This is a genomic window from Mesorhizobium sp. C120A, assembly GCF_030323105.1.
Taxonomy (GTDB): Bacteria; Pseudomonadota; Alphaproteobacteria; order Rhizobiales; family Rhizobiaceae; genus Mesorhizobium.
The window spans coordinates 2,993,019-3,015,429 of record NZ_CP100476.1; the positions used below are offsets into that span (position 1 = coordinate 2,993,019).

At 62.0% G+C, this 22,411-nt stretch carries 26 protein-coding genes and 1 riboswitch; of the genes, 21 read left to right on the forward strand and 5 right to left on the reverse strand.

Annotated elements, in window-relative coordinates; genetic code table 11:
- Window position 1 precedes the first annotated feature (1 nt).
- The 5 genes from cobW to NL532_RS14485 all read right to left on the reverse strand — a co-directional run bounded on the left by cobW (window position 2) and on the right by NL532_RS14485 (window position 3,735).
- Entirely contained in the window at window positions 2-1,054 is a 1,053-nt protein-coding gene (gene cobW, locus NL532_RS14470) for a cobalamin biosynthesis protein CobW (RefSeq protein ID WP_023829424.1), read from the reverse strand.
- A 2-nt stretch (window positions 1,055-1,056) separates the two neighbouring features.
- Window positions 1,057-1,485, reverse strand: coding sequence for a DUF1636 family protein (locus NL532_RS14475; RefSeq protein WP_023829423.1), 429 nt, complete (start codon window positions 1,483-1,485; stop codon window positions 1,057-1,059).
- 38 nt (window positions 1,486-1,523) lie between these two features.
- A riboswitch (cobalamin riboswitch) is annotated at window positions 1,524-1,730 on the reverse strand.
- Between the two features lie 58 nt (window positions 1,731-1,788).
- Entirely contained in the window at window positions 1,789-2,016 is a 228-nt protein-coding gene (locus NL532_RS32205; protein ID WP_353654662.1) for a DUF6348 family protein, read from the reverse strand.
- On the reverse strand, window positions 1,922-2,482 hold the full coding sequence (locus NL532_RS14480; RefSeq protein WP_023829422.1) for a DUF6348 family protein: 561 nt from the start codon (window positions 2,480-2,482) through the stop codon (window positions 1,922-1,924). The genes NL532_RS32205 and NL532_RS14480 overlap by 95 nt, the downstream gene beginning before the upstream one ends.
- Window positions 2,483-2,511: 29 nt before the next feature.
- Window positions 2,512-3,735, reverse strand: a complete 1,224-nt coding sequence (locus NL532_RS14485; RefSeq protein ID WP_286438805.1) for a winged helix-turn-helix domain-containing protein — start codon at window positions 3,733-3,735, stop codon at window positions 2,512-2,514.
- 327 nt (window positions 3,736-4,062) lie between these two features.
- Here NL532_RS14485 and NL532_RS14490 point away from each other — a divergent pair, with 327 nt between their 5' ends.
- The 21 genes from NL532_RS14490 (at window position 4,063) to NL532_RS14590 (ending at window position 22,404) form a co-directional block, all read left to right on the forward strand.
- Complete coding sequence (locus NL532_RS14490) at window positions 4,063-4,428, forward strand: NADH-quinone oxidoreductase subunit A (protein ID WP_023670825.1); 366 nt, start codon at window positions 4,063-4,065, stop codon at window positions 4,426-4,428.
- Window positions 4,419-5,000 carry a NuoB/complex I 20 kDa subunit family protein gene (locus NL532_RS14495; protein ID WP_023670824.1) on the forward strand — a complete coding sequence of 194 codons (582 nt, stop codon included), beginning with the start codon at window positions 4,419-4,421 and terminating at the stop codon, window positions 4,998-5,000. The genes NL532_RS14490 and NL532_RS14495 overlap by 10 nt, the downstream gene beginning before the upstream one ends.
- A 4-nt stretch (window positions 5,001-5,004) precedes the next feature.
- Complete coding sequence (locus NL532_RS14500) at window positions 5,005-5,607, forward strand: NADH-quinone oxidoreductase subunit C (RefSeq protein WP_023685194.1); 603 nt, start codon at window positions 5,005-5,007, stop codon at window positions 5,605-5,607.
- 33 nt (window positions 5,608-5,640) lie between these two features.
- Window positions 5,641-6,018 carry a four helix bundle protein gene (locus tag NL532_RS14505; RefSeq protein WP_031193090.1) on the forward strand — a complete coding sequence of 126 codons (378 nt, stop codon included), beginning with the start codon at window positions 5,641-5,643 and terminating at the stop codon, window positions 6,016-6,018.
- 66 nt (window positions 6,019-6,084) lie between these two features.
- Complete coding sequence (locus tag NL532_RS14510; protein WP_023829421.1) at window positions 6,085-7,275, forward strand: NADH-quinone oxidoreductase subunit D; 1,191 nt, start codon at window positions 6,085-6,087, stop codon at window positions 7,273-7,275.
- Window positions 7,275-7,787: a DUF7674 family protein gene (locus NL532_RS14515; RefSeq protein ID WP_155923834.1), complete on the forward strand. Its 513-nt coding sequence runs from the start codon at window positions 7,275-7,277 to the stop codon at window positions 7,785-7,787. Before NL532_RS14510 ends, NL532_RS14515 begins: the two co-directional genes overlap by 1 nt.
- Window positions 7,788-9,119 carry an NADH-quinone oxidoreductase subunit E gene (locus tag NL532_RS14520; RefSeq protein WP_023744666.1) on the forward strand — a complete coding sequence of 444 codons (1,332 nt, stop codon included), beginning with the start codon at window positions 7,788-7,790 and terminating at the stop codon, window positions 9,117-9,119.
- Window positions 9,116-9,322 carry a hypothetical protein gene (locus tag NL532_RS14525; RefSeq protein WP_155923833.1) on the forward strand — a complete coding sequence of 69 codons (207 nt, stop codon included), beginning with the start codon at window positions 9,116-9,118 and terminating at the stop codon, window positions 9,320-9,322. The genes NL532_RS14520 and NL532_RS14525 overlap by 4 nt, the downstream gene beginning before the upstream one ends.
- A 3-nt stretch (window positions 9,323-9,325) precedes the next feature.
- On the forward strand, window positions 9,326-10,630 hold the full coding sequence (gene nuoF / locus NL532_RS14530) for an NADH-quinone oxidoreductase subunit NuoF (RefSeq protein ID WP_023829418.1): 1,305 nt from the start codon (window positions 9,326-9,328) through the stop codon (window positions 10,628-10,630).
- 74 nt (window positions 10,631-10,704) lie between these two features.
- Window positions 10,705-11,397, forward strand: a complete 693-nt coding sequence (locus tag NL532_RS14535) for a helix-hairpin-helix domain-containing protein (RefSeq protein WP_023829417.1) — start codon at window positions 10,705-10,707, stop codon at window positions 11,395-11,397.
- 11 nt (window positions 11,398-11,408) lie between these two features.
- Complete coding sequence (locus NL532_RS14540; RefSeq protein WP_023712709.1) at window positions 11,409-11,693, forward strand: pentapeptide repeat-containing protein; 285 nt, start codon at window positions 11,409-11,411, stop codon at window positions 11,691-11,693.
- A complete protein-coding gene (nuoG, locus tag NL532_RS14545; protein ID WP_023712710.1) occupies window positions 11,693-13,774 on the forward strand; it encodes an NADH-quinone oxidoreductase subunit NuoG in 2,082 nt (693 codons plus the stop codon). Before NL532_RS14540 ends, nuoG begins: the two co-directional genes overlap by 1 nt.
- A gap of 2 nt (window positions 13,775-13,776) precedes the next feature.
- Window positions 13,777-14,820: an NADH-quinone oxidoreductase subunit NuoH gene (gene nuoH / locus NL532_RS14550; protein ID WP_023685202.1), complete on the forward strand. Its 1,044-nt coding sequence runs from the start codon at window positions 13,777-13,779 to the stop codon at window positions 14,818-14,820.
- Window positions 14,820-15,311 carry an NADH-quinone oxidoreductase subunit NuoI gene (nuoI, locus tag NL532_RS14555; RefSeq protein ID WP_023685203.1) on the forward strand — a complete coding sequence of 164 codons (492 nt, stop codon included), beginning with the start codon at window positions 14,820-14,822 and terminating at the stop codon, window positions 15,309-15,311. The genes nuoH and nuoI overlap by 1 nt, the downstream gene beginning before the upstream one ends.
- A gap of 123 nt (window positions 15,312-15,434) precedes the next feature.
- On the forward strand, window positions 15,435-16,055 hold the full coding sequence (locus tag NL532_RS14560) for an NADH-quinone oxidoreductase subunit J (protein WP_023690957.1): 621 nt from the start codon (window positions 15,435-15,437) through the stop codon (window positions 16,053-16,055).
- A gap of 2 nt (window positions 16,056-16,057) precedes the next feature.
- A complete protein-coding gene (locus tag NL532_RS14565) occupies window positions 16,058-16,318 on the forward strand; it encodes a hypothetical protein (RefSeq protein ID WP_023670811.1) in 261 nt (86 codons plus the stop codon).
- A gap of 7 nt (window positions 16,319-16,325) precedes the next feature.
- Window positions 16,326-16,634, forward strand: coding sequence for an NADH-quinone oxidoreductase subunit NuoK (nuoK, locus tag NL532_RS14570; protein ID WP_023670810.1), 309 nt, complete (start codon window positions 16,326-16,328; stop codon window positions 16,632-16,634).
- Window positions 16,635-16,644: 10 nt separating this feature from the next.
- Window positions 16,645-18,618, forward strand: a complete 1,974-nt coding sequence (gene nuoL / locus NL532_RS14575) for an NADH-quinone oxidoreductase subunit L (protein WP_286488135.1) — start codon at window positions 16,645-16,647, stop codon at window positions 18,616-18,618.
- Window positions 18,618-20,123 (forward strand): NADH-quinone oxidoreductase subunit M, encoded by a 1,506-nt coding sequence (locus NL532_RS14580; protein ID WP_023670808.1) that lies wholly within the window; start codon window positions 18,618-18,620, stop codon window positions 20,121-20,123. Before nuoL ends, NL532_RS14580 begins: the two co-directional genes overlap by 1 nt.
- A gap of 18 nt (window positions 20,124-20,141) precedes the next feature.
- Complete coding sequence (nuoN, locus tag NL532_RS14585) at window positions 20,142-21,578, forward strand: NADH-quinone oxidoreductase subunit NuoN (RefSeq protein ID WP_023829416.1); 1,437 nt, start codon at window positions 20,142-20,144, stop codon at window positions 21,576-21,578.
- Between the two features lie 4 nt (window positions 21,579-21,582).
- Window positions 21,583-22,404, forward strand: a complete 822-nt coding sequence (locus tag NL532_RS14590) for a biotin--[acetyl-CoA-carboxylase] ligase (RefSeq protein ID WP_023670806.1) — start codon at window positions 21,583-21,585, stop codon at window positions 22,402-22,404.
- Window positions 22,405-22,411 lie beyond the last annotated feature (7 nt).

The following is a 22,411-nucleotide window of genomic DNA, read 5'->3' on the forward strand; positions in this document are numbered from 1 at the left end:
ATCAGCCGGCGAGTATACGCTCGATCGCCGGGCGGTTCAGTCCTTTCAGGCCAATGACGACAAGACGCGAGCGGCGGTCGTCCTCAGCCGCCCAGGCGCGGTCATAGTAATGATTGACGCGCGGGCCGACGGCCTGCAGCAAAAGCCGCATCGGCTTGCCGCCGACATCGACGAAGCCTTTTACACGCAACACGTTTTCCTGTTCGGCGGCGGTGGCGACGCGCTTGGCCAGGTCGTCGGGATTGGCGATCGAGGGGATGTCGACGATGAAGGTGTCGAAATCGTCATGCTCGTGATCGAAGGCGCCGTCATGGTGCGACTTGCGGTTCTCGATGTCGTCTTCGACGGCGAGACCGAGGCCAAGCAGCACCGACGGGTCGACCTTGCCATGCGCAGTCGGCACGATTTTTACCGCGCGAGCGGAATGCTCATTGATGATGGCGTTGGCGCGGGCCGAACCGGCTGAATCCATCAAATCGCTTTTCGACAGGATGATCAGGTCGGCGCAGGCGATCTGGTCCTCGAAGACTTCTTCGACCGGATCGTCGTGGTCGAGCGTTTCGTCCTGAGCGCGCTGTGCCTGCAACGCGTCCATGTCGTTGGCGACGCGGCCTTCGGCCAGCGCCGGGCCGTCGACCACGGCGATGACGCCATCGACGGTCACCCGGCTCTTCACGCTTGGCCACTGGAACGCCTGGACCAGCGGCTTGGGCAGAGCGAGGCCCGAGGTCTCGATCAGGATGTGGTCGACCCTCGGTGTCAGCGCGAGGATCTTGTCGAGGGCGGGCACGAAATCGTCGGCGACTGTACAGCAGATGCAGCCATTGGCGAGTTCGACGATGTTTTCCTCGGGGCAGGTGTCGATGCCGCAGCCTTTCAGGATTTCCCCGTCGATGCCGATGTCGCCGAACTCGTTGACGATGATGGCGATGCGCTTGCCGCCGGCATTTTCCAGGAGATGGCGGACCAGCGTCGTCTTGCCGGCGCCGAGGAAGCCTGTAACGACAGTGCAGGGAACACGGGAGAGGTTGGCGGCCGGGTTTGAAGCGTTCATCGTCAGTCCTTCAGCATGTCGAGGGGTGGGATGCGGGCAACGAGGCCGCGCTTGAGGCTATCGGGCCGGCCGCGCCACGGGATGAGGCCGTCGGCCGAAGTCGCGAAGAGCTTTGCGCCGGTAACGAGGTCGGCGCCGCTGGTTGCGGTCAGATCGCCGAAGACATAGCTCCAGCAGCCATCGCGCAGGATCGCGGCGCTGAGCCTGCGCTTGCAATTGCCGAGGCATTCGACGGTGCGGACGCGGATGTTGTCATCCGCTGCGGCGAGGCGCGTGTCGTCGGCCAGAAGTTCGCCGGCGCGAGGATGGGCGTCGGAACCGGTTTCATCGCGGCAGGAGGCGCAGACGATCACGGTCACGCCGGTCAACGCGTCGCCATCGGCGGACGAAACATCCGCTGTGCCAGCCGAAAAACTGCTGTTCTGGTCCAAAAACCGGGCTCCTTGCCCGGAAACCCGCCAGGCGATCGGATACTTTGTCTCAGACGGCAGGTCTCCTGGCTCGCGAGTCATTGCCTTGGTTAGCCGCCTTCCCGGTGTTACCCAGTGGCTTTCGGCCTTGGCTCTTCGCTTACAGTTGCGGGGACAGCCGCGGATTTGGGATTTTTTCGTCCCGCACCGCATTCCCTCTTGGCCCTTGCCGTTGCGGGCAGGGGACCGTCTGGAGCGGATTTAGGCTTTTGCAGGCAGCGGTGTCAACGCACGGCTACGACATGGCGATGTCGGCAGGGGCTGTCATGTCCCGGCTTCCGGCAGTGCCAGGATGACCTGTCGGATAGCTTGATAGCCATCGCTATAGTCCCAGTCATGACCGACAGCCAGATTCTGTCCCTCATGCCAAACCGCGTTGTCCAGAAGGACTTCGGCACTAATCAGCGTGCCCTTCAAGCCTGCCAGAAAGGTCCGGACAAAATGGCTTCCGGGGGGGTACCGAAGCTGTGAACAGCTTTTCCAGCTTGGCATAGAATGCTGGATAGCCTGGTGTCAGCGAGCATAGCTCGGTTGTGGCCTGGGAAATGACCGGGCCGCTATAGATTTTCCAGCGGGCATCTTTTCGCCAGATCTTCCAACTGGCGCTGCTTCGCTGCCAAAGCTCTATTTCGGCCTGCATGTTCTCGCAGACGTGATCGGCCAGTCCCTCAATGGCCACATGGAAAACACCACGGAGAAACTTTTCAAACGCCTGGTTCAGTTCCTGTTCGCGCGTGTCGCCGAAGCCAGCAAAGGATTCAATGACCGGCTGAACATCAAGCAGCGGAGAAAAAATGTAGATTTCCAGGACCAGCCGGTCAGAACTCGTCTCGAACACCTCAGCCTCAAACCGAAGCTGCTTCGATTGGAGCATGACGTCCCTATCTCTGCGGACTGCATCTATTCCATGCGCAATGAGGGCGCCATGGATCATGTCGAGCACTTTGTCCGATGCCATTGCACAACCTACGAGGCTTATTGAGGCGTCTATGACAGACGCTGCAAGGGTTGGCCATCTCTCTCGCTAGCCAATGCCGGCCCCAGATTGCCGGCCGGCGTCACTTCGATGCGCTCAAGGCCAAGCCAGCCCTGCATCTCCTTTAGTTCCTCGAAAAGCTGTGCGGTGGTCTCAGGCGGTGCGCCTGCTTCGGCATAGGCGGCGTGGACGCGTAAGACACTCGCAGGCCGGTCGGCCTTGAGGTCGACGCGGGCGACGATCTTGTCGCCGAGCAAGAAAGGCAGCACGTAATAGCCATATTGCCGCTTGTCGGCCGGGGTGTAGATCTCGATGCGGTAGCGGAAATCGAAGAGACGCTCGGTGCGCGCGCGCTCGAAGACCACCGGATCGAAGGGGGCCAGCAAGGCGCGGGCCTCGATCTTTCGCGGCAGGCGGGCGTCCCTATAGAGGTAAGCCGGCTTGTCCCAACCTTCGACGTTTACCGGCAGCAACTCGCCCATCTCGACCAGTTCCTCCAACCGGCCCTTCATGTCGGCCGGCGACAAGCGGAAATAATCGCGCAGGTCACCCGACGTCGCGATGCCGTGGGCGCGGGCAGAAATGCGCAGCAATTCGCGGTGCGCGTCCTCGGCGGCCGGCACCGGCAGATCGAGGATCGCCTGCGGCAGCACGCGCTCGGGCAGGTCATAGAAGCGTTCGAAGCCACGGCGGTGCGCCGTGGTGATGCGTCCGGCCCAGAAGAGCCATTCGAAGGCGTGCTTGGCGTGGCTCCAGCCCCACCAGCCGCCCGAACCTTTCTGGCCTTCCAGTGCCGAAGCGGCAATCGGGCCGCGCTCGGCGACCGCGCGGTAGATCTCTTCGATATAGGCGGCGTGCTCGCGGCCCCATTTGGCGAGGCCGAGATACATTTCGTCGCCTTGCTCGGCCCGCTGCATGCGCCAGCGCATCAGCGGGTAGGTCTCGACCGGCAGGAACGAGGCCTCATGCGCCCAGTATTCGAACACCGTGCGTTTGCGGGTGATGGCCGCATTGTCGAGCAAAGCCAGCGGGTAGGGGCCAAGCCGCGAATAGAGCGGCATATAGTGGGCGCGCACCACCGCGCTGACGGAATCGATCTGCAGCAAGCCGGTGCGCGACAGCACGCGGGCGAGGTGGCGGCGATCGGGCGTGCCGACCGGGCGGGGATCGAGAAATCCTTGCGCGGCGAGCGCGATGCGCCTGGCCGCGGGGAGTGAGATTTTGTCCTTCGTCAAAGTGTCTTGCCTCGAACCATTTTCCCGACTTTAGCCGGCGATTCCGGTCATGCTAGCAGGCAAATGGCGGGAGATGTGTCAGGAGACAAAAGTGGAGTGAAAGATGAAGGAAATCAAACAGGAGGAGATCGGACCAGTTTTTCCCGGCCTGCCGTCCAGCACTGTCTTTTGAACAAGGTTTGACTTGCTTCGCTGAAAGCCGTGCGCTAACCCTCGCCGCGTTGCAGCAAAGGCACCTAAAACGGTTCAGCGGTTAAACTGTCGCGCTTCCGCATTAGGGTTGGTTGCTGTAATCAAAGTGGATTGGCCGCCAACGGAAAGCCGAGCATGAACGTACTCCTCAGTTCATACCTGCCCATCGTCCTCTTCATCGCCGTGGCCGCAGTTGTAGGCCTGGCGCTTATCATCGCGCCGTTCCTGGTGGCTTATCGCAATCCCGATCCGGAGAAGCTTTCCGCCTACGAGTGCGGGTTCAACTCGTTCGACGATGCCCGGATGAAATTCGACATCCGCTTCTACCTGGTGTCGATCCTGTTCATCATCTTCGATCTGGAAGTGGCCTTCCTGTTTCCGTGGGCGGTGTCGTTCTCGAAGATCGGCATGCTCGGTTTCTGGTCGATGATGGTGTTTTTGGCGGTGCTGACCATCGGCTTTGCCTATGAGTGGAAAAAAGGAGCGCTGGAATGGGATTGAACGACAGTTCCGGAACGCTCGTCGCGCCGAAGCCCAAAGGCCTGATCGACCCCAATACCGGACGTCCGGTCGGTTCCGACGATCCGTTCTTCCTCGAGATCAACAATGAACTGGCCGACAAGGGTTTTCTGGTCACCTCGACCGAGGCGCTGATCACCTGGGCACGCAGCGGCTCGCTGATGTTCATGACCTTCGGTCTCGCCTGCTGTGCCGTCGAGATGATCCACACCTCGATGCCGCGCTATGATTCGGAGCGGTTTGGCGTGGCTCCTCGCGCGTCGCCGCGCCAGTCGGACATAATGATCGTGGCGGGAACGCTGACCAACAAGATGGCCCCCGCTTTGCGCAAGGTCTACGACCAGATGCCGGAGCCGCGCTACGTCATCTCGATGGGCTCCTGCGCCAATGGCGGCGGCTATTATCACTATTCCTATTCGGTGGTGCGCGGCTGCGACCGCATCGTGCCGGTCGACATCTATGTGCCCGGCTGCCCGCCGAGCGCCGAAGCGCTGCTCTACGGCATTCTTCTCCTGCAGAAGAAGATCCGCCGCACCGGCACGATCGAACGGTAGACCCATGGCCGCATCCCTGAGCGAACTGTCGACCTATCTCGGCGAAAAGCTGCCGGGCCGCGTCACCGATGCGGTGCTTGCCTATGGCGAACTGACGATCTCGGTTGCTACAGACAATCTGATCGAGGTGACAAGCTTCCTGCGTGACAATTCGGGCTGCCAGTTCATTTCGATCATCGATATCTGCGGCGCCGACTACCCGTCGCGCGTCAAGCGTTTCGATGTCGTCTATCATTTGCTTTCGCCGAAGCAGAATTTGCGCATCCGCATCAAGGTGCAGGCCGACGAAGAGACGCTGGTGCCGTCGCTCACCGCTGTCTATCCCGGCGCCGACTGGTATGAGCGCGAGGCCTACGATCTCTATGGCGTGCTGTTCTCCGGCCATCCGGACCTGCGCCGCATCCTCACGGACTACGGTTTCGAGGGCCATCCCCTGCGCAAGGACTTCCCGCTGACCGGTTTCGTCGAGGTGCGCTACGACGACGAAGCCAAGCGCGTGATCTACGAGCCGGTGGAATTGAAGCAGGAATTCAGGAACTTCGATTTTCTCTCGCCATGGGAAGGGACGGACTACGTCCTGCCGGGCGATGAGAAGGCGAAACAGTGAGTAGGAAGTAGTGAGTAGTCAGTAGCAAAAGATTTGGAGCAACGGATCGAATCTTATCGCGACTTGAAGGTGTGGCAATCGGCGATGACGCTTGCTGAGGATTGCTACCGTTTCACCAAAGAGTTTCCGAGGGATGAGATTTACGGCATGACCTCTCAGATGCGCCGATCGGCGGTTTCGGTCGCAGCGAACGTCGCGGAGGGATACGGTCGGGAGAACAGAGGGTCGTTCGTTCAATTTTTGCGCATGGCGCAAGGCTCGTTGAAGGAACTGGAGACACACATACTGCTGGCATGTCGGGTTGGCCTGCTGCGAAAAGACAATGAGATTGAGCTGCTGCTGCGATGCGAAGAGATTGGAAAAATGATGAGATCTCTTATCCGAACGGTGCAGGCCAAGCAGGCGGAATGAAGCAGGCATTGAGATTGATGATCACTACTCACTACTCACTACTGACTCTTCGCCAGAGGCGCCAGAATGGCTGAAACCTCCGTCCGCAACTTTAACATCAACTTCGGACCGCAGCACCCTGCGGCGCACGGTGTTTTGCGTCTTGTGCTGGAGCTTGACGGCGAGGTGGTCGACCGCGTCGATCCGCATATCGGCTTGCTGCATCGCGGCACCGAAAAGCTGATCGAGCACAAAACCTATCTGCAGGCAGTGCCCTATCTCGACCGGCTCGACTATTGCGCACCGATGAACCAGGAGCATGCCTTCGCGCTCGCCACCGAGCGGTTGCTCGGCATCGAAGTGCCGAAGCGCGGCCAGTTGATCCGCGTGCTCTATTCCGAGCTCAGCCGCATCATGTCGCACATCCTCAATGTGACGACGCAGGCGCTGGATATCGGCGCGCTGACGCCGCCGCTGTGGGGTTTCGTCGAACGCGAAAAGCTGATGGTGTTTTATGAGCGCGCTTCCGGTTCGCGCATGCACGCGGCCTATTTCCGTCCGGGCGGTGTGCACCAGGATCTGCCGGCGAAGCTGGTCGAGGACATCGGCAAGTGGATCGACCCGTTCCTGAAGTCGCTTGACGACCTCGACAAGCTGCTTACCGGCAACCGCATCTTCAAGCAGCGCAATGTCGATATCGGTATCGTGTCGCTGGCCGACGCCTGGGCCTGGGGCTTTTCCGGCGTCATGGTGCGCGGCTCGGGTGCGGCCTGGGATTTGCGCAAGTCGCAGCCTTATGAATGCTATTCCGAGATGGATTTCGACATCCCGATCGGCAAGAACGGCGACTGCTACGACCGCTACCTCGTGCGCATGGAAGAGATGCGCCAGTCGGCAAAGATCATGCGCCAGTGCGTCGACCTCTTGCTTGGCAAGGAAAGCGTCGGGCCGGTGTCCAACCTCGACGGCAAGGTGGTGCCGCCCAAGCGCCAGGCGATGAAGCGCTCGATGGAAGCGCTGATCCATCATTTCAAGCTTTACACCGAGGGTTACCGCGTGCCGGCGGGCGAGGTCTATGCCGCCGTCGAGGCGCCTAAGGGCGAGTTCGGTGTCTATCTCGTCTCCGACGGCACCAACAAGCCCTATCGCTGCAAGCTGCGCGCGCCCGGCTTCGCGCATCTGCAAGCCATGGATTTCCTCTGCCGAGGCCACATGCTGGCCGACGTCACCGCCGTGTTGGGCTCACTCGATATCGTCTTCGGGGAGGTTGATCGGTGATGGCGGCAGCCAATCCTACAGTGCGCTCTCAGGTCGGTGTTCGAGGGAATGCGGACGCTGCCCTGCCGCGGTGGCGCGAATTGGCAAAAGCCATGCTGCCAGTCGAGTTCGCCGAGGCTTCTTACAACTCGACTCAGCACTGTTCGATCTATGACTTCTTTTTTACCCTGCTACCCAAGACGCGCCTTGCCCACCGCGAGAATGACGTCGGCAAGCTGGGTAGAATGCATGGGTTCGCCCAATGGGCTGCCGTTCACCCGAACAAACAGATTTGGAATGCGGCTGGTGTCGCTTTTTACGAGCACTTGTTCGACGGTGACATCGACGCTGATGCGGTCATGGCATGGATCTCGCCTCAAGTAAGGCAAACCGTTCTGGGACTGTGGCAATACACGTTGCCCGCAGAGCGATTTGCGAGTGTTGCTCGATCTGCCGAACGCATTCCGTTTTCTCATCAGAAAGAATGTGAAACCGCAATAGCTCTCGTAGCAGAGCAGGGGCCCGATCGCTAAATGTCAGTCCGCCGTCTCGCAGAAGCAAGCGTCCAGCCAGCCACCTTCGCCTTCAACCGGGCGAATGCGGCGGTTGCGAAGCAATGGATCAAGAAATATCCGAAGGGCCGGGAGCAGTCGGCGATCATTCCCTTGCTGATGATTGCGCAGGAGCAGGAAGGCTGGGTCACCAAGGCGGCGATCGAGACGATTTCGGACATGCTCGGCATGCCGCGCATTCGCGGGCTCGAAGTCGCGACCTTCTACACGCAGTACCAGCTCAATCCGGTCGGCACGCGCGCGCATATCCAGGTCTGCGGCACCACGCCCTGCATGCTGCGCGGCTCGGAAGCGCTGATGGATGTGTGCCGCTCGAAAATCCATCACGACCAGTTCCACACCAACGACAAGGGCACGCTGTCGTGGGAGGAGGTCGAATGCCTCGGCGCCTGCGTCAACGCGCCGATGGTGATGGTCTTCAAGGACACGTTCGAGGATCTGACGCCTGAGCGGCTGGCCGAAATCATCGATCTTTATGATGCAGGCAAGGGCGCCTCGGTTCCCACGGGACCGCAAAATGGCAGAACCGGCTCGGAGCCGGCGCCTGGCCTGACGACGCTGAAGAGCGAAAAGGCGATCCTCAAAGCGACGCGCGACAAGGAAGCCAGGGCGGCGAGCAAGGCTGCCCACGCGGCGCCCGACGCGATCATTGCAGCGCCTGTTCCGGCGCCTGCCGCTCCTGCAGCGGCCGCCCCGGTCGCGCCATCCAACGCCGGCAAACCGAAAACCGATGCGCCGGAAACCAGCTCGGCGTTGAAGTCGCCCTCCAGGGCCAAGGTTGCGCCGGCGGCGGAAAAAGCGGCGAGCGTCCCGGCGCCCCTGCATTCGGCCGCCAACGCCAACACCGCGGCGCCTGAAGTCGAGAAGGTCGCCAAGCAGCGTAATGGCCCGAAGACCACCGCCACGCCGGCAACTGCCTTCACTGCGCCGGAATTCAAGGCGCCAGCGGTCAAGGCCGCGGTGGCCCCGGCCGTCAAGGCGCCGGCAGCCAGGCCCGCAAAGCCGTCGCTCGAGGACAAGAACCGTCCGGCCGGAATCGACAGGCCGGCTGCGGTCGACGATCTCAAGCTGATCTCGGGCATTGGCCCGAAGATCGAGGGCATCCTTCATTCCCTTGGCATCTTCACCTTCACACAGGTCGCATCCTGGAATAAGGCCGAGCGCGACTGGGTGGATGGATATCTCGCTTTCCAGGGCCGCATCGAGCGCGACGACTGGGGCAAGCAGGCCAAGGCGCTCGCCAAGGGCGGCGTCGCCGAATACATCCGCGTCTTCGGCAAGGAGCCACGTTGATGGCTGAAGCGCAAAGCACCGGATCTTTGCTGACGCTGCGCAGCATTGTCATCGGCGTTGCCTGCATCGCTGCTGCCAACATCCTTCTGGAGGGGCTTCGGCGCCTCGTCGAATTGCCGTTTTCGGATACCCTGGAATCGATGGCCGCGACCGGCATGGGCGTGCTGGTGTGGTTCTCGATCGTCTTGCGGGGAAAGAGGTAAGTCATGCTGGCTGACAAAGACCGCATCTTCAACAACATCTACGGCCTGTTCGATAAGTCGCTGGCCGGCGCCATGGCGCGCGGCGCCTGGGACAACACGCCCGGCATCATCGCCAAGGGGCGCGAGTGGATCGTCAACGAGATGAAGGCGTCCGGCCTGCGCGGCCGTGGCGGCGCCGGCTTCCCGACCGGGCTGAAATGGTCGTTCATGCCCAAGCAGAGCGATGGAAGGCCGAGTTATCTCGTTGTCAACGCCGACGAATCCGAGCCCGGCACGTGCAAGGACCGCGATATCCTGCGCAACGATCCGCACACCCTGGTCGAGGGCTCGTTCATCGCCGGCTTCGCCATGGGCGCGGTCGCCGCCTACATCTATGTGCGCGGCGAGTTCATCCGTGAGCGCGAGGCGCTGCAGCGCGCCATCGACGAGGCCTACGAGGCCAGGCTGATCGGCAAGAACAACACGTCCGGATACGATTTCGACATCTACATGCATCACGGCGCCGGCGCCTATATATGCGGCGAGGAAACAGCACTTCTGGAAAGCCTCGAAGGCAAGAAGGGCCAGCCCCGGCTGAAGCCGCCATTCCCGGCCAATGTCGGCTTGTACGGTTGTCCGACAACCGTGAACAATGTCGAGTCGATTGCGGTGGCGCCGACCATTTTGCGCCGTGGCGCCGCCTGGTTCTCGTCCTTTGGCCGGCCCAACAATGTCGGCACCAAGCTGTTTTGCATCTCGGGTCACGTCAACAATCCCTGCACCGTCGAAGAGGCGATGTCGATCCCGTTCCGCGAGCTGATCGAAACCCATTGCGGCGGCATTCGCGGCGGCTGGGACAATCTCCTGGCGGTCATTCCGGGCGGCGCTTCGGTGCCGCTGGTGCCGGCCGAGCAGATCATCGATGCGCCGATGGATTTCGATGCTTTGCGCGACCTGAAATCCGGCCTCGGCACGGCGGCTGTCATCGTCATGGACAAATCGACCGATATCGTGAAGGCGATCGCCAGGCTTTCCTATTTCTACAAGCATGAGAGCTGCGGCCAGTGCACGCCATGCCGCGAAGGCACCGGCTGGATGTGGCGGGTGATGGAGCGGCTGGTGCGCGGCGAGGCGCAGAAGCGCGAGATCGACATACTGCTCGACGTCACCAAACAGGTGGAGGGTCATACGATCTGCGCGCTGGGCGATGCCGCGGCATGGCCGATCCAGGGCCTGATGCGGCATTTCCGCGGCGAGGTGGAGCGGCGCATCGACGAGTTTTCGCGCAACGCGAACCGGGCCGAACCGGTGATGGTGGCGGCTGAGTAGATTTGAAATACGGGCGCAAGCCCGGGACTGACACAGCGGGGCGGGGCAAGCGAAGAAACGACCAGGAGATGTCTATGGCGCCCTATTCGAACCCTTTGATGCCCAATTTGGACCAGCTTGAGAAGATGAACCAGGATTTGACAAGGATGATGCCGAAGGAGATGGCCAGCGCCGTCAACCTTCTCGCGCATCCTGTCGCGGGTGCCGCCGCGATGTCGGCGCTGGGCTTCGGCCTTGCCAACCATGCATTTGGCGTGTGGCTCGGCGCCTTGTCGGGTGCTGCCGAGGCATCGCAGCGGATTTTCCAGCCGATCATCGACGATTTCGAGCAGCGCACCCAAGAGTTCTCCGAGACCGCGCCGGCCACCAAGGCGCGCGCGGCGACCAGAACCCTGATCGCCGAGGCGCAGAGTTTTGCCCAGGATGTGACCGATATTGCCGCTCGCACCGTCGATGCCGAGCCGGAGAAGACCGATGCCGTCGCCGAAGGCGCGACGATCGGATTGATGCCGGAGGATTTCAGACAGCCCAAGGCCGTGGCTCGTCCGGCCAAGCCGTCGGATCTCAAGGCGATCACCGGCGTTGGGCCGAAGCTGGAAAAAGTACTGAACGGCCTTGGCATCTGGACCTTTGCCCAGATCGCCGCCTGGGCACCGGAAGAGATCGCCTGGGTCGAGGACTACCTGTCGCTCACCGGCCGTATCGGCCGCGACGAGTGGACCCAACAGGCCGCGGCGCTGACGCTGGCTGCCAAGGCGAAGAAGTAGGGGTGGCAGGCATGGAGATCCACGACAGGAGCGATGTTCTCGATGTGCGCAATGCCATCGTCAGCAACTCCAGATTTGACGATGTGAACTTGTCGAACACGCAGTTTCACAACGTCGACCTGTCGGCGGCCGTGGTGGACGACGCGAACCTCTCGAACGCGGCGTTTTTCAGCAATGTGAATATGAGCAATTTGAAGATAGAAAACGCTGAAGTCGCCGGCATGATGATCAATGGCATCAGGCTGAGCGATCTGTTTCAGGCATATGAGACGGCGCAGACCGCCAGGGGCAATTGATGGCAAAGCTCAAGGTCGACGGGAAAGAGATCACTGTACCCGACCACTACACGCTGCTGCAGGCGGCCGAGGACGCCGGCGCGGAAGTGCCGCGCTTCTGCTTCCATGAGCGGCTGTCGATCGCCGGCAATTGCCGCATGTGCCTGATCGAGGTGAAGGGCGGGCCGCCCAAGCCGCAGGCCTCCTGCGCCATGAATGTGCGCGACCTGCGTCCGGGTCCGAATGGTGAGGCGCCTGAAATCTTCACCAACACGCCGATGGTCAAGAAGGCCCGCGAAGGGGTGATGGAATTCCTCTTGATCAACCATCCGCTGGATTGCCCGATCTGCGACCAGGGCGGCGAATGCGACCTGCAGGACCAGGCGATGGCCTTCGGCGTCGATTCCTCGCGCTATCACGAGAACAAGCGCGCGGTCGAAGACAAGTATATCGGCCCATTGGTCAAGACGGTTATGAACCGCTGCATCCACTGCACGCGCTGCGTCCGCTTCACCACGGAAGTTGCAGGCATTTCCGAGCTTGGCCTGATCGGCCGCGGCGAGGATGCCGAGATTACCACCTATCTCGAAAGCGCCATGACTTCGGAGCTGCAGGGCAATGTCATCGACCTTTGCCCGGTCGGCGCGCTGACGTCGAAGCCTTTCGCCTTCCAGGCACGGCCGTGGGAGCTGACCAAGACCGAATCCATCGACGTCATGGACGCCGTCGGCTCGGCAATCCGCGTCGACAGCCGCGGCCGGGAGGTGATGCGCATCCTGCCGCGCGTCAATGAAGCGGTGAACGAGGAGTGGATTTCCGACAAGACCCGCTTCATCTGGGACGGATTGCGAACGCAGCGCCTCGACCGCCCCTATGTCCGCAAGGACGGAAAGCTGGCGCCGGCCAGCTGGGCCGAAGCGTTCGTTGCGATCAGGGATGCGGTGTCGAATGCTGCGCCCGAGAAAATCGGCGCGATTTCGGGCGATCTTGCCGCCGTCGAGGAAATCTACGCACTGAAGCAGCTTATGGCTGCGTTGGGCTCAAGGAACACCGATTGCCGCCAGGACGGCGCCGCACTCGATCCGGCGCTCGGCCGCGCCAGCTACATCTTCAACCCGACCATCGAGGGCATCGAGCAGGCCGACGCGGTGCTGATCATCGGCGCCAATCCGCGCTTCGAGGCCTCGGTGCTCAATGCCCGCATCCGCAAGCGCTGGCGGATCGGCAATCTGCCGGTCGGCGTCATCGGCGAGGTCGGCGACACGCGTTACGACTACGAACAGCTCGGCGCCGGTCCGGAGTCCTTGAAAGATCTGGCCGACGGCAATGGCAAGTTCTTCCAGGTGCTGAAGAAGGCGACGCATCCTCTGATCATCGTCGGCCAGGGCGCGCTGTCGCGTGCCGACGGCGCGGCGGTGCTCGGCCAGGCGGCGAAACTCGCCACGGCCGTCAACGCTGCGCGCGCCGACTGGAACGGCTTTGCCGTGCTGCACACTGCGGCCGCGCGCGTCGGCGGTCTCGATGTCGGCTTCGTGCCTGGCAAGGGCGGCAAGAACGTTGCCGGCATGCTGGGGGAGAGCGAGGTTCTGTTCCTGCTCGGCGCCGACGAGGTCGACATGTCCAAGACCGGCGGCGCCTTCGTCGTCTATGTCGGAACGCATGGCGACGCCGGTGCGCACCGCGCCAATGTCATCCTGCCGGGAGCCGCCTACACCGAAAAGTCCGGCACCTATGTCAACACCGAGGGACGCGTGCAGCAGACCAACCGCGCGGGCTTCGCGCCGGGCGACGCGCGCGAAGACTGGGCGATCCTGAGGGCATTGTCCGATGTGCTGGGCAAGAAACTACCCTTCGATTCGCTGCAGCAGTTGCGCGCCAAACTCTATGGCGAATACCCGCATCTCGCCCGCATCGATCATGTCGAAGCCGGCAATGCCGATGACGTCGCCAAGGTGGCGAAGCTCGGCGGGCGGCTGAACAAGGGCACTTTCACCTCGCCGGTCACGGATTTCTATCTGACCAACCCGATTGCGCGGGCCTCCGCCGTCATGGCGGAATGCTCGGCGCTGGCGAAAAACGGCTTCAGGCAGGCGGCAGAGTAGACATGGACACCTTCTTCTCCTTCTACGTGCTGCCGACGCTGATCATCCTTTTAAAGTCGGTCGTGCTGATCGTCGTTTTGCTGATCGGGGTTGCCTACCTGCTTTACGCCGACCGCAAGATCTGGGCGGCGGTGCAATTGCGCCGCGGCCCGAACGTCGTCGGCCCGTGGGGCACGCTGCAGGCTTTCGCCGATCTGCTAAAATTCGTCTTCAAGGAACCGGTCATTCCGTCCGGCGCCAACAAGGGCGTGTTCCTGCTGGCGCCGCTGGTGTCGGCCGTGCTGGCAATCTCGGCCTGGGCGGTCATTCCCGTCAATGCCGGCTGGGGGATCGCCAACGTCAATGTCGGCATCCTCTACGTCTTCGCCATCTCCTCGCTCGAGGTCTATGGCGTGATCATGGGCGGCTGGGCGTCCAATTCGAAATACCCGTTCCTCGGCGCGCTGCGCTCGGCGGCGCAGATGGTGTCCTACGAAGTCTCGATCGGCTTCGTCATCGTCACCGTGCTGCTCTGCGTCGGCTCGCTCAACCTGTCGGACATCGTGCTGTCGCAGCAGGATGGGCTGGGCACCAAGCTTGGCCTGCCCAACAGCTTCCTCGACTGGCACTGGCTGGCGCTGTTCCCGATGTTCGTCATTTTCTTCATCTCGGCGCTGGCCGAGACCAACCGCCCGCCCTTCGACCTGGTGGAAGCCGAGTCCGAATTGGTCGCCGGCCATATGGTCGAATATTCGTCGACGCCGTTCCTGTTGTTCTTCCTCGGCGAATATGTCGCCGTGGTGATGATGTGCGCGCTGGCCACCATCCTGTTCCTCGGCGGCTGGCTGCCGCCCTTCGACTTCGCCCCCTTCACCTGGGTGCCCGGCGTGATCTGGTTCGTGCTCAAGATCTGCCTGATGTTCTTCATGTTCTCGATGGTGAAGGCCTTCGTGCCGCGCTACCGCTACGACCAGCTGATGCGGCTGGGCTGGAAAGTGTTCCTGCCGATCTCCCTGTTCATGGTCGTCGCCACCGCGGCCTTCCTCAAAATCACGGGGTTTGCGTGATGTCCGCTTTTGGCCAGGCCGCAAAATCGCTGCTGCTGCAGGATTTCGTCAGCGCCTTCTTCCTGTCGATGCGCCAGTTCTTCGCGCCGAAGGAAACGATCAACTATCCGCACGAGAAAGGGCCGACCAGCCCGCGCTTCCGTGGCGAGCACGCGCTGCGCCGCTATCCCAATGGCGAGGAACGCTGCATCGCCTGCAAATTGTGCGAAGCGATCTGTCCGGCGCAGGCGATCACCATCGAGGCCGGCCCGCGCCGCAATGACGGCACGCGCCGCACCGTGCGCTACGACATCGACATGGTGAAGTGCATCTATTGCGGCTTCTGCCAGGAAGCCTGCCCGGTCGACGCTATCGTCGAGGGGCCGAATTTCGAGTTCGCGACGGAGACGCGCGAAGAGCTTTACTACGACAAGGACAGGCTGCTGGCGAATGGCGACCGCTGGGAGCGCGAACTGGCGCGCAACATCTCGCTGGACTCGCCCTACCGCTGACATTTGACGCATGGACGGGGCGAGGGGCCTCGTCTAAGGACAACGCAACTTGCCGGCCGGAGGCGGTCGCAGAAATCAAACAGGACGGATGTCCTGTTTGGACAGGAACCCGGGGGATCCCCAATGCTGAGTGGACTAGAGGCGGCCTTTTTCTACCTCTTCGCCTTTGTCGCGGTGGCGTCGGCCTTCATGGTCATTTCGTCGCGCAACCCCGTTCATTCCGTGCTGTTCCTGATCCTGACCTTCTTCAACGCCGCCGGCCTGTTCATGCTGACCGGCGCCGAGTTCCTGGCGATGATCCTGCTCGTCGTCTATGTCGGCGCGGTCATGGTGCTGTTCCTGTTCGTCGTCATGATGCTCGATGTCGACTTCGCCGAGATGAAGGAAGGCGCCCTGCAATATGCGCCGATCGGCGCGCTGGTCGGGCTGATCCTGGCGGCCGAGCTGATCGTGGTGCTCGGCGGCTACACCTTCGCGCCGCAACTGGCCTCGACGGTCTCCAAACCCATCCCGGATCTTGCCGCGCGGACAAACACCGCAGCACTCGGCGACATCCTCTATACGGACTACCTCTACTACTTCCAGATTTCGGGCCTCATCCTGCTGGTCGCCATGATCGGCGCCATCGTCCTGACGCTGCGCCACAAGGAAGGGGTCAAGCGGCAGTCGATCGCCGCCCAGGTCGGCCGCACGCCGGCGACAGGCATGGAAATCCGCAAGGTCAAGTCGGGCGAGGGGCTCTGACGATGTTCGGTCGTTTGAAGAAAAAATATTGGGGAGAGCAGGTTGCCTCTTGGCGGGTTGATTCGACTGAAAAGGCCTGGGTATTCGTCTGGAATCGCGACGGGAATCTTACGCTGAACATCAAGAGCGAAGATTTCACGTACGTTCAGGGGGCAGGCCGGAATGATGCAACAGTTATCTTCGAGCCTTCTGCCATAGACAGCCTTTTGGACGCCATCGTATCCGCGCGTTCAATGATTCAACAAATGCCGGGAAAGGTTTGATCTGGCCATGGTCGTCGGCATCGCACATTACCTGACCGTATCGGCGATCCTGTTCACGCTCGGCGTGTTCGGCATCTTCCTGAACCGCAGGAACATCATCGTCATCCTGATGTCGATCGAGCTGATCCTTTTGGCGGTCAACATCAATTTCGTTGCCTTCTCGGCGGCATTGGGCGATCTCGTCGGCCAGGTGTTTGCCCTGTTCGTGCTGACGGTCGCGGCCGCCGAAGCGGCCATCGGTCTTGCCATTCTCGTCGTCTTCTTCCGCAACCGCGGCTCGATCGCGGTCGAAGACGTGAACCAGATGAAGGGTTGACGGGGCTAACATGTATCAAGCGATCGTCTTCCTTCCGCTGCTCGGCTTCCTGATCGTCGGTCTGTTCGGCAATTCGCTGGGCGCCAAGGCATCGGAATACATCACCTCGGGCTTCCTGGTGATCTCGGCCGTGCTGTCCTGGGTCGCCTTCTTCTCCGTCGGCTTCGGCGAAGGCGAGGTGTTCACCGTGCCGGTACTGCGCTGGATCCAATCCGGCGGCTTGGACGCGTCCTGGGCGCTCAGGATCGATACGCTGACGGTGGTCATGCTGGTGGTGGTCAACACGGTGTCGGCGCTGGTCCACATCTATTCGATCGGCTACATGCACCACGATCCGAACCGGCCGCGCTTCTTCGCCTATCTGTCGCTGTTCACCTTCGCCATGCTGATGCTGGTGACGGCGGACAATCTGGTGCAGATGTTCTTCGGCTGGGAAGGGGTGGGTCTCGCGTCCTATTTGCTGATCGGCTTCTGGTACAAGAAGCCGTCGGCCAATGCCGCTGCCATCAAGGCCTTCGTCGTCAACCGCGTCGGCGATTTCGGCTTCGCGCTCGGCATTTTCGGCGTCTTCGTTTTGTTCGGCTCGGTCAATCTCGGCACCATCTTCGCCAATGCCGCGACGTTCATTCCGGCTGAAGGCGCGCCGCAAGGGGCCGCCGTGCTGACCTTCCTCGGCTATGCGCTGGACAAGCAGGCGGCCATGACCATCGTCTGCCTGCTGCTGTTCATGGGCGCCATGGGCAAGTCGGCGCAGGTGCCGCTGCACACCTGGCTGCCGGACGCGATGGAAGGCCCGACGCCGGTTTCCGCGCTGATCCATGCCGCCACCATGGTGACGGCCGGCGTGTTCATGCTGGCGCGGCTGTCGCCGCTCTTCGAACTGTCGCATTCGGCGCTCACGGTGGTGACCTTCATCGGCGCCTTCACCGCCTTCTTCGCGGCGACCGTCGGCCTGGTTCAGAACGACATCAAGCGCGTCATCGCCTATTCGACCTGCTCGCAGCTCGGCTACATGTTCGTCGCGCTCGGCGTCGGCGCCTATGGCGCGGCGATCTTCCATTTGTTCACGCATGCCTTCTTCAAGGCGCTGCTGTTCCTGGGCTCCGGCTCGGTCATCCATGCCGTCTCCGACGAGCAGGACATGCGCAAGATGGGTGGCCTGCGGAAGCTCATTCCGAAGACCTACTGGATGATGGTGATCGGCACGCTGGCGCTGACCGGCGTCGGCATTCCGGTGACCGTCATCGGCACAGCCGGCTTCTTCTCCAAGGATGCCATCATCGAGGCTGCCTTTGCCGGCCACAATTCGGTCGCCGGCCTCGCTTTTGTCCTGCTGGTCATCGCCGCCTGCTTCACCTCCTTCTACTCCTGGCGGCTGATCTTCATGACCTTCCACGGCGAGCCGCGGGCGAGCCACGACGTCATGCACCATGTCCATGAATCGCCGCCGGTGATGCTGGTGCCGCTGTTCATCCTGGCCGCGGGCGCGCTGTTTGCCGGCGTTATCTTTCATGGCGCCTTCATCGGCGAAGGATATGCCGAATTCTGGAAGGCGTCGCTGTTCACGCTGCCGGACAACCACATCCTGCACGAGATCCATGAATTGCCGCTGTGGGTCGAGCTGGCACCGTTCGTCGCCATGGTCATCGGCTTTGCCGTCGCCTGGAAGTTCTACATCCGCTCGCCGGAACTGCCCCGGAGCGTCGCCGCCAACCATCGGCTGCTCTATGCCTTCCTGCTCAACAAATGGTACTTCGACGAGCTCTACGACGTCCTGTTCGTGCGGCCGGCAAAGGCGCTGGGCCGGTTCCTGTGGAAGACCGGCGACGGCACCATCATCGACGGGCTCGGTCCTGACGGCATTTCGGCGCGCGTCGTCGATGTCACCGACCGCGTCGTCAAGCTGCAGACCGGCTACCTCTATCACTATGCCTTCGCCATGCTGATCGGCGTGGCCGCACTCGTCACCTGGATGATGCTCTGATGACCGCCTGGCCAATCCTCTCGCTGGTCACCTTCCTGCCGCTCGTAGGTGTGCTGCTGATCCTGTTCATCAGGGATGACAGCCCGAATGCGCGTCGCAACATCCGCGCCATCGCGTTCACTACGACAGCGGCCACCTTCATCATCTCGCTGTTCATCTGGACCGGCTTCGACAATTCGCAAGCCGGCTTCCAGTTCGTCGAGAAGTTTGCCTGGTTGGATTCCGGCATCTCCTACCATATGGGCGTCGACGGCATTTCGATGCTGTTCGTCATCCTGACGACGTTCCTCATGCCGCTCTGCATCCTGGCGTCGTGGGAAGCGATCGACAAGCGCGTCAAGGCCTACATGATTGCCTTCCTGCTCTTGGAAACGCTGATGATCGGCGTGTTCTGCGCGCTCGACATCGTGCTGTTCTACGTCTTCTTCGAGGCCGGCCTGATCCCGATGTTCATCATCATCGGCGTCTGGGGCGGCAAGCGCCGCGTCTATGCCTCGTTCAAGTTCTTCCTCTACACGTTGGCCGGCTCGGTGCTGATGCTGCTCGCCATCATGGCGATGTTCTTCCAGGCGGGCACCACCGACATCCCGACGCTGCTGACCCACAACTTCCCGGCCCACATGCAGACATGGCTATTTCTGGCCTTCTTCGCCTCCTTCGCGGTGAAGATGCCGATGTGGCCGGTGCACACCTGGCTGCCCGATGCGCACGTCGAAGCGCCGACGGCGGGCTCGGTGATCCTGGCGGGCATACTGTTGAAAATGGGCGGGTACGGCTTCCTGCGCTTCTCCCTGCCGATGTTCCCGCTGGCGTCGGAAATGTTCGCACCGCTGGTGTTCACGCTGTCGGTCGTCGCCATCATCTACACCTCGCTGGTGGCGCTGATGCAGGAGGACATGAAGAAGCTGATCGCCTATTCCTCCGTCGCCCATATGGGCTTCGTCACCATGGGCATCTTCGCCATGAACCAGGAAGGCGTGCAGGGCGCGATCTTCCAGATGCTGAGCCACGGCCTCGTCTCGGGCGCACTGTTCCTGTGCGTCGGCGTCATTTACGACCGCATGCACACACGCGAGATCGACGCCTATGGCGGCTTGGTCAACAACATGCCGAAATACGCAACCGTGTTCCTGATCTTCACCATGGCCAATGTCGGCTTGCCCGGCACGTCAGGCTTCGTTGGCGAGTTCCTGACCATGCTCGGCGTGTTCCGGGTCAACACCTGGGTGGCTTTCTTCGCCGCCACCGGCGTCATCCTGTCGGCGGCCTACGCGCTCTGGCTCTACCGCCGGGTGATCTTCGGCGCGCTGACCAAGGAAAGCCTGAAGGGCCTGCTCGATCTGTCGACGCGCGAGAAGGCAATCATCTACCCGCTGGTCGTGCTGGTCATCTTCTTCGGCGTTTATCCCGCTCCCGTCTTCGATGCCACGGCCCAGTCGGTCAAGGCGCTCGTCACCAATGTCACCGCATCCATCGGCGCCGCGCAGACCGCGGCGGCGAACTGACCAGAGGTTTTGCGAACCATGACGCCAGACCTTTACTCCAGCCTTTCGCTCTCGACGCCGGAGCTGATCCTCGCCATCGGCGCGCTGGCGCTGTTGATGGTGGGCGCCTATTCGCGCGCCAACACTGCCAACCTGGTGACCGGCCTTGCCGTCGCCGTGCTGGTGATCGCAGGTCTATGGCTGATCTTTCCCACGGGGCAGGGGAGCGCCTACGGCAACGCCTTCATCCAGGATCCGTTCTCCCGCTTCATGAAGGTGCTGTCGCTGATCGGTTCGGCGGTGACGCTGGTGATGTCGATGCGCTTCGCCAGGCAGGAGCATTTCGACAAGTTCGAATACCCGGTGCTGATCCTGCTCTGCACGCTCGGCATGATGCTGATGATCTCGGCCAACGGCATGATCGGGCTCTATCTCGGCCTCGAGCTGCAGTCGCTGGCGATCTACGTGCTGGCGGCAATCAATCGCGACAATCTGCGTTCGACCGAGGCCGGTTTGAAGTATTTTGTGCTGGGCGCGCTGTCGTCGGGCATGCTGCTTTACGGAATCAGCCTCATTTACGGCTACACCGGCAATGTCGGCTTCCAGGAAATCGCCTCGGCGCTTGGCAGCGGTGAGCGCCAGCTCGGCCTCGTCGTCGGCCTGGTTTTCGTTTTGGCCGGTCTTGCCTTCAAGATTTCCGCGGTGCCGTTCCACATGTGGACGCCCGATGTCTACGAGGGCGCACCGACGCCGGTCACCGCCTTCCTGGCGGCCGCTCCCAAAATGGCGGCAATGGCGCTGATCGTGCGCGTCACCATGGGCGCCTTCAAGCCGATCGCTTCCGACTGGCAGCAGATCATCGTCTTCATCTCGATCGCCTCGATGGCGCTCGGCTCCTTTGCCGCGATCGGCCAGACCAACATCAAGCGGCTGATGGCGTACTCCTCGATCGGCCATATGGGGTATGCGCTGGTCGGCCTTGCCGCCAACAGCCAGGCCGGCGTGCGCGGCGTCGCCATCTACATGCTGATCTATCTCGTCATGACGCTCGGCACCTTCGCCTTCATCCTCGCCATGCGGCGCAAGGAAGGCAATGTCGAGCAGATCAGCGATCTCGCCGGTCTGTCGTCGACCAATCCGATCATGGCGACGATCCTGACCATCCTGATGTTCTCGCTGGCCGGCATCCCGCCGCTCGCCGGCTTCTGGGGGAAATGGTACGTCTTCCTCGCCGCCATCAACGCCAACCTCTATGCGCTGGCGATCATCGGCGTGCTGGCCTCGGTCGTGGGCGCGTTCTACTATCTGCGTATCATCAAGATCATGTGGTTCGACGAACCGGCCGGTGGCTTCGTGCCGATGGCGGTTGAGCTGCGCCTCGTGCTTGGTGTCTCCGGCGCTTTCGTGCTGTTCTATGTGCTGATCGGCGGTCCGATCGCGACCTACGCCGAAGCCGCCGCCAAGACATTTTTCTGACCGGATGGCATTTCGGCTGGCTCCGACCTCTGAGACGGAAGGGTTCCGGCTCGAGGCGCATGACAGTGTGGGTTCCACCAACACGCTGGCGCTGGACCATGCAAGGGCAGGCGATCCCGGCAAATTGTGGGTCGTTTCCAAGAAGCAGGAAAGCGGCCGTGGCCGCCGCGGCAGGGCCTGGGTATCGCCCGAGGGCAATCTGGCGGCGACATTGCTGGTCATCACCGGCGGTGAGTTGCGTCTGGCGGCGACGCTGGGCTTCGTCGCCGGCCTGTCGCTGGCCGATGCGCTCGACGCCGTGGTGCCGAAGGGCAGGATCGCTATCGGCCTCGACGGCGCCAGCCAGGGGCAGAACCGCTTCGAGCTGAAATGGCCGAACGATGTGCTGGCCTCCGGCGCCAAGCTGGCCGGCATCCTGCTGGAATCGGCCATTCTCGATGGCGGCCGTTTCGCGGTGGCGGTGGGCATCGGCGTCAATGTGGTGGCGCATCCGCCGGATTTGCCGTATCCGGCGACATCGCTTCAGGCACTGGGCGCGACATGCGACGCCGAAACGCTGTTCTTGGCGCTGTCCGATGCCTGGACCGACAATGCCCGGCTGTGGGACGACGGACGCGGGCTCGACGCCATCCGGCGTCGCTGGCTGGCGCGCGCGGCGGGGCTTGGCGGCGAGGTTGCTGTCAGGATTGACGGGAATGTGGTGCGCGGTACCTTCGAGACCATTGACGCGGACTGCCGTTTCGTGATCCGCGATGATGAGGGGTCGGTCGTGACGGTAGCCGCCGGCGACGTGCATTTCGGCGCCGTCGCGTCGGCAAAGATTTAGGGCTGGC